The sequence below is a fragment of the Xenorhabdus anantnagensis genome (assembly GCF_028598555.1).
In the GTDB taxonomy this organism is placed as follows: Bacteria; Pseudomonadota; Gammaproteobacteria; order Enterobacterales; family Enterobacteriaceae; genus Xenorhabdus; species Xenorhabdus anantnagensis.
The window spans coordinates 1-1145 of record NZ_JAQRFN010000080.1 but is presented as its reverse complement, the minus strand read 5'-3'; the positions used below and the strand labels follow the sequence as shown (position 1 = coordinate 1145).

Below are 1145 nucleotides of genomic sequence, written 5' to 3'. Positions count from 1 at the left end.
TTTGACCTGCTCTTTGAACAATTTAGGTGTGCTGACAAAGTACACGCTATACCGGAACGCTCTAGGCATTCTTGGAGCAACCAATCCTCTAGAATAGGACTGGCTAATTACAATTAATGCCCCGCCCGTGTGGGGAGTCTTCGCTCTTTAATATCACTGTGCTGAAAAAGCACAAACTATCTTAGAATTAATGCATTCATTATATTTTCATGTGTAAATTATAATGCGAATAAATAATTCTATGACTTAAGCAGAAACACTAACCTTTACTCACTCCATAATCTAAAACCACGTAATTAACCTATGCAATTATTTTGCATCGGGCGTTTTCGCATGGATTTTTTCACAATTAAACCAAATAAAAAAGCCAGTAGCGAAATACTGGCTTTTGGCATCCTATTAAAAGGATAAAACAAATATGTTGGATATGAATTTAGCAAATCAGTCAGTCGTTGTCACTATGTCAAGTATTGACTTCTTAAATGACATTATCAATCCAGCTCGTGTAGAAGCGGGAGAAAAACCAGTACGACCCTCTGACTTTCACGTTCGGGTGAATGATGAAATTGGCGAAAATATAAACTACGAAAATTTCGTAGTTGGAAAAACAGGCCATAAAACCTACTACGCCATTCTCAATATGGATCAGATGATGTTAGTTGGCATGCGAGAGTCAAAAGCCGTTCGCCGTATTGTTCTCGCAAAGCTGAAAGCCCTCAGTAGCCCACCTCAACTTTCAGCAGCAGAACTGATTGCCGCTATTGCAAACAACAATGTTCAACAAGAAAAGCGCCTGATTGTTGTTGAGCAGAAAGTGGAGCAGATGGAGCAAGGCACTATTCCTGTTGGTTATCAAGGTTACAGCTATCTACAGGCAACCTACGGTCTGAGTAATGCTAAGAGCAAGCAATTAGTTATGGCTTGGTCGGTTCCCCACAAGAAAGTTCCTCATGTTGCGCCGGGCGGACAGGTTACACAAATGTCAGTGGTATATGAAGAGTCATTCGAAAAGGCTTTGCACCAGATGATGAAAGAAGCAGAGCAACGCGGTTCACAATGGTATCACCCCAAGATGGGTAGGTTTTCGATTACTGGCTGGAAAGAAGCCGCTTAAGGATTTGAAGCCACGGACGGCGATCAAATAC

The 1145-nt window shown here is 41.4% G+C and carries 1 protein-coding gene; it reads left to right on the top strand.

All coding sequences use genetic code 11. From position 1 onward, the window contains the following. Positions 1 to 418 precede the first annotated feature (418 nt). Positions 419 to 1114 carry a hypothetical protein gene (locus PSI14_RS19940; protein ID WP_273577720.1) on the top strand — a complete coding sequence of 232 codons (696 nt, stop codon included), beginning with the start codon at positions 419 to 421 and terminating at the stop codon, positions 1112 to 1114. The last annotated feature ends 31 nt before the right edge of the window (positions 1115 to 1145 follow it).